We start from the raw sequence: 7,876 nt of genomic DNA, 5'->3' as shown, positions 1-7,876 counted from the left end.
TAAAATAAACACATAGCGAAAAAGTAAATTTGGGTAAAACGTAGCGAATTAGCTGATACAGCGTTCGTTACGCTTTGTTTTTCTATGGGACAGAGCCAACGAAATACCACCTCGAAGCCAAACAGCGCAGAAGTTCAGTTACCACCTCATTACCCCCGTAACGGGTGTGAATTTCTTGCTAAATGGTTCTGTTTCTGCGATTTGCGTAATTTTGCATAGCAGTCGGTAACTCACTAATAACTAATTTTGTAACCAAAAAAAGGAGTGAGTTATGCGTAGTACATTCAAGGTATTATTTTACGTGAAGAAAGGCAGCGAGAAGCCGAACGGCAACCTGCCTTTAATGTGCCGTATCACGGTGGACGGCGAGATTAAACAGTTCAGTTGCAAGATGGACGTTCCCCCACGGCTGTGGGACGTGAAGAACAACCGTGCTTCGGGCAAGAGCGTCGAAGCGCAGAGAATCAACCTTGCGGTAGATAAAATCCGTGTGGAAGTAAACCGCCGCTATCAAGAGTTAATGCAGACGGACGGTTATGTTACCGCCGCCAAACTCAAAGACGCCTATCTCGGTATCGGCGTCAAGCAGGAAACTTTGCTGAAGCTGTTCGAGCAGCACAACGCCGAGTTCGAGAAGAAAGTCGGGCACAGCAGGGCGCAGGGTACATTTACCCGTTATCGGACGGTCTGCAACCATATTCGGGAGTTCCTGCCCCATACCTACAAGCGTGAGGATATTCCATTAAAGGAACTCAACCTCACGTTCATCAACGACTTCGAGTATTTTCTGCGCACGGAGAAGAAATGCCGCACCAATACCGTGTGGGGCTACATGATTGTGTTGAAACACATCGTTTCCATAGCGAGGAACGACGGGCGTTTGCCCTTTAATCCCTTTGCGGGATATATCAACTCTCCCGAAAGCGTGGACAGGGGCTACCTCACCCAAACGGAGATACAGACGCTCATGAACGCACCGATGAAGAACGCCACCCACGAGCTTGTACGGGACTTGTTCGTCTTTTCTGTTTTCACGGGTTTGGCGTATTCGGACGTGAAGAACCTCACCGCCGACCGCCTGCAAACATTCTTCGACGGCAACCTGTGGATAATCACCCGAAGAAAGAAGACCAACACCGAATCGAACATCCGCCTTTTGGACGTTCCCAAGCGTATCATCGAGAAGTACAAGGGGCTGGCAAGGGACGGTCATGTTTTCCCCGTTCCGAACAACGGCAGTTGTAACAAGATACTCAAAGATATAGGCAGACAATGCGGCTTCAAGGTACGCTTGACCTACCATGTCGCACGCCACACGAACGCCACGACCGTACTTCTGTCGCACGGCGTACCCATCGAAACGGTGAGCCGCCTTTTGGGGCACACGAACATAAAGACCACCCAAATTTACGCCAAAATCACCGCCCAGAAGATAAGCCAAGACATGGAAACCTTGTCGCACAAGTTGGAAGATATGGAGAAGAATATCTGCCGAGCCATCTAATTAAGAACAGAATACCGATGAAAGAAGAAAGGAACATTATCACGATGGACGGGCAGGGCAATATCTCCCTGCCGAGCGATATAGGCGCAACCGCCATGACCGAGCGGGAAATCTGCGAACTGTTCGGGGTTATCGCCCCGACGGTTAGGGCAGGGATAAAGGCACTCTGCAAAAGCGGAGTTTTATCTATATATGACATAAAGCACATTATCCGCCTATCGGACAAATACAGCGCGGAGGTTTACAACCTCGAAACGATAGCCGCCCTCGCTTTCCGTGTCGAATCGTTCGGGGCGGCGAAAGTCCGCAGGGCATTATTAGAGAGGATTATACACGGGCGAAAAGAGAAAACGACGGTATTCGTGTCGGTTGTTTCGGACGGCAAGCCCAACAGCCGTTGGAAAGCATGATGATATACCAACATACCAACATGCAAACGTACCAGCATACCAGCATGCAAACATGCAAACCTATCACTATGGTGATATATATTGCAGGGTCTATTTCTCTTTTCAGAGGAAAGCGGAGCAATCGTTTTCGTTTACAAAGGCAAAGCAAGCACGGGGCTTTACGTCGGCTAAAAGGTCAGGCGGCTGCGCCGTTTCCCAATAAATCTTCCTCTCGCTTCGCTGCGAGCGTATTTATCGGGAAAACCTTGTATCCGACCGCCCCGTGCAAAAGAGCCTTTGAAAACGGAAACGACCGCCCCGCCACCCACCGACCGAAAGGAAAAAAATAAGGTGGGGTTACGGGCAAGCAGGCGGCAGGGACAGCCATAGCCGAAAGGCAGACGGGCAGGCAGACGGCACGCCGCAGGGTATTTACGGAGAAAATACCGTAGCTTATTAGGGAATTTTCCGAGCCGCAATACTACGTATCGCTGAAAATTCCCCAATAAGGCAAGGGGTAAGCCCCTCTGCACACCCCATCGGGGACGGCATTTGCCGCCCCGAAGATACGAAAAATCATTGTTTCACAAGTCAAGGAAGAAAGGAAAAATATATGGGTTTCGTAGTTTTACACATGGAAAAGGCGCACGGCAGCGACAGCGGAACGACCGCACATATCGAGCGTTTCATCATACCGAAGAACGCCGACCCCACACGCACGCACCTAAACCGCAGGCTTATCGAATACCCCGACGGGATAAAAGACCGTTCGGCGGCTATACAGCAGAGATTAGAAGAAGCGGGGCTGACACGCAAAATCGGAAGCAACCAAGTACGGGCAATCCGCATCAACGTATCGGGAACGCACGAGGACATGAAGCGGATAGAGGAAGAGGGGCGTTTGGACGAGTGGTGCGCCGACAATCTGAAATACTTCGCCGACACGTTCGGAAAGGAGAACATCGTGGCGGCTCACCTGCACAGGGACGAGGAAACGCCGCACATACACGTTACACTCGTCCCCATCGTCAAGGGAGAGCGCAAGCGCAGGAAAAGGGAGGAACAGACGAAGAAGCGATACCGCAAGAAGCCGACCGACACCGTGAGGCTGTGCGCAGACGATATTATGACACGGCTGAAATTGAAGTCCTACCAAGATACCTATGCCGTGGCGATGGCGAAATACGGGCTGCAAAGGGGCATAGACGGCTCGAAAGCTCGCCACAAGTCCACGCAGCAGTATTATCGGGATATACAGAAACTCTCCGACGACCTCAAAGCGGAAGTGGTGGATTTGCAGCAGCAGAAAGAAACGGCACAGGAGGAACTAAGACGGGCGAAAAAAGAAATACAGACCGAGAAGCTGAAAGGGGCGGCAACCACCGCAGCCGCCAACATCGCCGAGAGCGTCGGTTCTCTTTTCGGCAGTAACAAGGTCAAGACGCTGGAAAGGGAGAACACCGCCCTGCATAAGGAGGTAGCCGACCACGAGGAAACCATCGAAGCCCTGCAAGATAGGATACAGACCATGCAGGCAGACCACAGCAGGGAGATACGGGAAATGCAGCAAAAGCACGGCAGGGAGATAGCCGACAAGGACACAAGGCACAAGCAGGAAATATCGTTTCTGAAAACGGTAATCGCAAGGGCGGCAGCATGGTTTCCCTATTTCCGTGAAATGCTCCGTATCGAAAACCTCTGCCGCCTTGTCGGGTTCGATGAAAGGCAGACCGCAACGCTCGTCAAGGGAAAGCCGTTGGAGTATGCAGGGGAACTCTACTCGGAGGAACACGGACGGAAATTCACGACCGAAAGGGCAGGTTTCCAAGTGCTGAAAGACCCCACGGACGGGACTAAATTGGTTCTTGCCATCGACCGAAAGCCCATTGCCGAGTGGTTCAAGGAACAGTTCGAGAAGTTAAGGCAGAACATACGCCGACCTATACAACCGCAAAGGAAAGGCAAGGGATTCAAGCTATAAATGTTAAATCCTGCCCGATTTGCCGAAAAAAGTGCGGTACGCTGTTCGTGGTGTACTGCACTTTTTTTATATTTGTTCGCAAGGTGATATACTTGAAGAAAATAACAGCCGATTTCGCTGTTAGCACAATGTTATCTGCATAGAAAAAAATGAAAAAAATAGAAGAAATAAAAAAACAATTGGTTAAAAGGGCAACTGGTTTTATAACCGGGGGATTTAGACCTACAAATTCCAATACTGAAAGTTGGATTGGTCAAGTGTATCTATATAGAGAAAGTGAAGATATACCGATAGATAGCAATGGTAAAGCAATGTTGCCATTGTTACAAATATGTCTTGAAGGGTTGCCCTATATACCTGATGCACTTAAAGGGTCGAAAGTATTGACTGTTTTTGTGTCTGAAAATATGCCCGGCAGACTGGCATATAACGGAGATGATTGGGTTATTCGTGAATACAAAGAAGAAGATGTGTTGGTTGTTAAGGATATACACATGCAATCATCGTTACGCATAAAGCCCTATCCGCTGAAAAGCCAACTAATTACTGAAGATTATCCTGTATGGGATAGTGGCGACATTCCAATGGATATAGAAGATGAGTTGGTGGAAATGGAAGATTCCGGGGAAATCACCGACTATTATGACTATACGGATTGTTTTGCCGGGCATAAAATAGGCGGTTATCCTAATTATATACAGTCAGGTATAGATTTCGGTGATGGATATGAATTTATGATTCAGATAGCTTCAGATGAAAAAGCGAACCTTAATATCATAGATAGCGGAAATTTCTATTTGGCAAAAAACAGTCAAACTGGAGATTGGAGGCTTTATTGTGATTTTTATTAGTAAATGCAGATAACAAGCGAATCAATCTCCCAAAAGGTCGATTATTCACTGAACATTATGCGGCAGCTTAAAAGACGACACCAAACCAGAAAAATCATCTTGACAACCACCCGACTTTGAACTACGAAGGATGAAATTTTTCAGGGACAACTTCCAGCATTTCCAAAAAACAGTTTACCCATTGACTTGGAGACAAACAAACAATTTGAGCATTAAGGTTTAAACCGAATTTTTCCGAAATTGACCTGACCTGACTTTTCCTGAAAATCGACTTTAAAGCTGTTTTTACAGATAAATCAGGTTTCTCTAACAGACAGGAAATAAATGCTAAGTATTTGGCTTTAAACTTAAAATCAAAAAATAACTGTTTTCTTTTAATGTTTAACAGGGCTGATTTGACAGTTGGCGGTGGAAAGAAACTTTCAGGACCTACCTCATAGACAAGTTTCAAATCAAAAAAAGTATGATAGAAAACGGTATATGGATTGTAAAGCTTCCTCGAAAATAACTTTTGTGTAGGTTCTAACTGAAGGACAATGGAACCTCCCAGAAAATTTCCAAGACTCTCAAACATCAGGATTTTGAAAATATCGGAAGTAATGCCATAAGGAATATTTGACACCACTTTGAAAGGAAATTTCGGAACTGCAAAATTCCTAAAATCACAACCGACAACTTGAACATTTCGGGCATCAGAAAATAATTTTCGTAAATGTTCAACCAAAGCTGTGTCGTTTTCAATAGCAACAACATTGTTGGCGATTTTTAATAAATGAACAGTAAGAAACCCCTTGCCTGCCCCAATATCTAAAACCGTATCCTGATTACTTATATTTGCTTGTCTTATTGCATCTTTTATTAGCACTTTATCAATAGTAAAGTGCTGACCCGTAAAACGAACGGGCAATTTCTTTTTTGTCATTAGTAACTTCTTACAGGTGAATACTTGACTGCAAATTTAGTAACTTTGCAGCAGAAATTAACGAGAAAGAAGAGAAAATGAAAACCGACCGCATAACATCACCTATACGCAAGCAGGGGTTTCGTGCTTCGTAGGACAGTTAAGTGGTAAATTTAAAGTTCAGTTCTTCGTAGGAAGTTCAGTGGTTAAAATCCCTGCCTGCGTATAGCTGAGAACCGTTAGCAACCCATAAAGCGAAAACAAGATGATAGTAGAAATAGAACAACTTACAGAAAAAGATTTTGTACAAGGAAGTCTGTCTTATGAGTATAATTTCCATGTTTCAATATGGAATGAATCAACTCGTGTCGAAATATCTAATAAACAAGGAATTGACAATATATCTATTCTCCCTATAATTAAATCTGTTTTAGTGTGGGTAAATAATAATAAAGAAATCTGCACAGAAACAGCAATAGAGGAAGGAATGATTAGACTTGCTGAAGAATGGATAAAAGATGAAGATTCTAAAGTAACAAACGAAAAAGATTGTTATTTGACGGCATATGAGGAAAAAGTATTTTTACCTATAACTCAAACTGATTTTTATAATAGCTTAAAGGTGCAATCTATTTATTTTTCTGTTGGGGAAGGGATAACAGATATAAACATGTATATAAGTTGTTCCCCTGATTATTATGCAGGTCATGTTATATGGTATAGTCTATATACCAAAGAAAACGGAAAAATTGAATGTGAATGTAATGGATTAGAAGGATAGAACAGGTTGCTAACAAACAGATGAAACATTGAAAGTGGTTTATCTGCCGAACATTAATAACAATCATGTCACGACATAGGTTAAAGCAAATAAATCGATTAGCAAAAGTTATATCGTTCTTTACACTATTGGGTGTGAACATATATTTATCATGTTCTTACTTAAAGTCAATACCTGAATCGGAATATGTCTCAGGTATGTTCCTTGGTGTCTTCATCTTGCAATTATTTGTATCTATTTTATTTGTCTTGACTGATTTATGGTTGCACAGCAACGTAATTCGTATAATAGCAGTAATTATGTTGGCTGCAACCTGTTTATTCTGTTTAGGATACATATGTTACACAAACAGCAATCCTATAGCATTTGACATTTTTTTATTAATGCAAGGCTGTGTGTGCATCTATTTGATGATAGCAGTAGTAATTTCGCTATTGATAAAAAAGTTATTAACACGGAAAGATCACTCCTAAACGGCGTTCCTTTCCAAACCATTATCAACCTCGAAAAGCAAAAATACAATGAATAGAATATTAACACTATACCTCTTTTTGCTATTGTGTGGCACGGCTTCCGCACAACAAATAGTAAAATGGGACGATTTACAGACTATAACGGATAACGCACGGCGCACGGTCTATTATGAAAAAGGCAGTAAACAGCCGTTGCAGGGAGAATATCGCATTATACGAGGGCTTGACGAGGAGCGTGTTAAACTTTCCGACGGCATAATAAACGGTGATTATCTCCGCTATCGTGATGGGGTACTGCGTGAATCGGGCATATATGCCAAAGGAAAGCGCAACGGCATATTCACGGAGTATTACCAAGATGGCGTTACTCCCCGAAAAGAAACACCCATGCAGCAAGGCAAGATAGACGGAACTGTAAAGACCTATTTTCGTAACGGCAAAATAGAAATCGAAAAGGAGTATAGGCAGAGTGTGGAGAGCGGACGGGAACGCCGCTTTGACAGCAAGACGGGTGAGCAGATTTTTGAATCTCATTATATAGACGGCAAAAAAGAGGGTGAGGAATGGGAAATATTCGAGGATGGGCGCACGCTTCGCAGCAGGACTACACGACACTACCGTAACGGAAAACTTGACGGCTTTTATCGTGTGGAATCGACACGGGACGGAAAACCCTATATAACCATCGAGGGGCAATACACCGACGGCGAGAAATCGGGACGTTGGAAACAGTACAACGCCACCGATGACACAACCCATGAATGGGATGAATGATTTTCTTTTTTCGCAAGTTGATTTTATAAAATTGCCACCGAAAGTTCGTACTTTCGGAAAAAGATGTTATATTTGCAAATGAAAGAGTTATTTGACAGCATAGCAACGCAAAACGCTGAAATTCGCACAGTTGCTAAATCGTTACTTCTATTTCTCAAATAATTCGCTAAAAGTTTATTTCTCAATCGGTTAAGTCAAACCGAGAAAAATCTAAAATATAAA

Annotated in this window: 8 protein-coding genes; 6 read left to right on the top strand and 2 right to left on the bottom strand. The window is 43.9% G+C overall.

The genetic code is table 11. The features are described 5' to 3' along the window. The first annotated feature begins 271 nt into the window (after window positions 1–271). Window positions 272–1,504: a site-specific integrase gene (locus N5O98_RS26640; protein WP_004293706.1), complete on the top strand. Its 1,233-nt coding sequence runs from the start codon at window positions 272–274 to the stop codon at window positions 1,502–1,504. Between the two features lie 17 nt (window positions 1,505–1,521). Beyond that, entirely contained in the window at window positions 1,522–1,914 is a 393-nt protein-coding gene (locus N5O98_RS26635) for a hypothetical protein (protein ID WP_004293707.1), read from the top strand. Between the two features lie 167 nt (window positions 1,915–2,081). Here N5O98_RS26635 and N5O98_RS26630 read toward each other — a convergent pair whose 3' ends face one another. After that, the gene (locus tag N5O98_RS26630) at window positions 2,082–2,399 is read right to left on the bottom strand and encodes a hypothetical protein (protein WP_155272781.1); all 318 of its coding nucleotides are present in this window, start codon (window positions 2,397–2,399) and stop codon (window positions 2,082–2,084) included. A 107-nt stretch (window positions 2,400–2,506) separates the two neighbouring features. Here N5O98_RS26630 and mobV point away from each other — a divergent pair, with 107 nt between their 5' ends. Together mobV and N5O98_RS26620 are read left to right on the top strand one after the other, a co-directional pair. Next, window positions 2,507–3,874, top strand: a complete 1,368-nt coding sequence (gene mobV / locus N5O98_RS26625) for a MobV family relaxase (RefSeq protein ID WP_008999098.1) — start codon at window positions 2,507–2,509, stop codon at window positions 3,872–3,874. A gap of 149 nt (window positions 3,875–4,023) precedes the next feature. Next, window positions 4,024–4,725, top strand: a complete 702-nt coding sequence (locus N5O98_RS26620; RefSeq protein ID WP_138287199.1) for a DUF1963 domain-containing protein — start codon at window positions 4,024–4,026, stop codon at window positions 4,723–4,725. Between the two features lie 121 nt (window positions 4,726–4,846). Here N5O98_RS26620 and erm(F) read toward each other — a convergent pair whose 3' ends face one another. Next, window positions 4,847–5,647 (bottom strand): 23S rRNA (adenine(2058)-N(6))-methyltransferase Erm(F), encoded by an 801-nt coding sequence (erm(F), locus tag N5O98_RS26615; RefSeq protein WP_004295323.1) that lies wholly within the window; start codon window positions 5,645–5,647, stop codon window positions 4,847–4,849. A 244-nt stretch (window positions 5,648–5,891) separates the two neighbouring features. On the opposite strand from erm(F), the gene N5O98_RS26610 reads away from it, so the two are divergent. Both N5O98_RS26610 and N5O98_RS26605 read left to right on the top strand, forming a co-directional pair. Then, the gene (locus N5O98_RS26610; RefSeq protein WP_117611125.1) at window positions 5,892–6,407 is read left to right on the top strand and encodes a DUF2262 domain-containing protein; all 516 of its coding nucleotides are present in this window, start codon (window positions 5,892–5,894) and stop codon (window positions 6,405–6,407) included. 521 nt (window positions 6,408–6,928) lie between these two features. Continuing rightward, window positions 6,929–7,654 (top strand): toxin-antitoxin system YwqK family antitoxin, encoded by a 726-nt coding sequence (locus tag N5O98_RS26605; RefSeq protein WP_004293712.1) that lies wholly within the window; start codon window positions 6,929–6,931, stop codon window positions 7,652–7,654. Window positions 7,655–7,876: the final 222 nt, after the last annotated feature.

The organism is Bacteroides sp. LFL-34 (assembly GCF_027257075.1).
Taxonomy (GTDB): Bacteria; Bacteroidota; Bacteroidia; order Bacteroidales; family Bacteroidaceae; genus Bacteroides; species Bacteroides ovatus.
Note: the sequence above shows the minus strand (reverse complement) of the source record. Positions and strands in the feature narration are given on the sequence as shown.

What these genes read in the sequence shown, in the direction of transcription:
- N5O98_RS26640 (WP_004293706.1), top strand. Translation starts at nt 272, where the DNA reads ATGCGTAGTACATTCAAGGTATTATTTTACGTGAAGAAAGGCAGCGAG.
- N5O98_RS26635 (WP_004293707.1), top strand. Translation starts at nt 1,522, where the DNA reads ATGAAAGAAGAAAGGAACATTATCACGATGGACGGGCAGGGCAATATC.
- mobV (WP_008999098.1), top strand. Translation starts at nt 2,507, where the DNA reads ATGGGTTTCGTAGTTTTACACATGGAAAAGGCGCACGGCAGCGACAGC.
- N5O98_RS26620 (WP_138287199.1), top strand. Translation starts at nt 4,024, where the DNA reads ATGAAAAAAATAGAAGAAATAAAAAAACAATTGGTTAAAAGGGCAACT.
- N5O98_RS26610 (WP_117611125.1), top strand. Translation starts at nt 5,892, where the DNA reads ATGATAGTAGAAATAGAACAACTTACAGAAAAAGATTTTGTACAAGGA.
- N5O98_RS26605 (WP_004293712.1), top strand. Translation starts at nt 6,929, where the DNA reads ATGAATAGAATATTAACACTATACCTCTTTTTGCTATTGTGTGGCACG.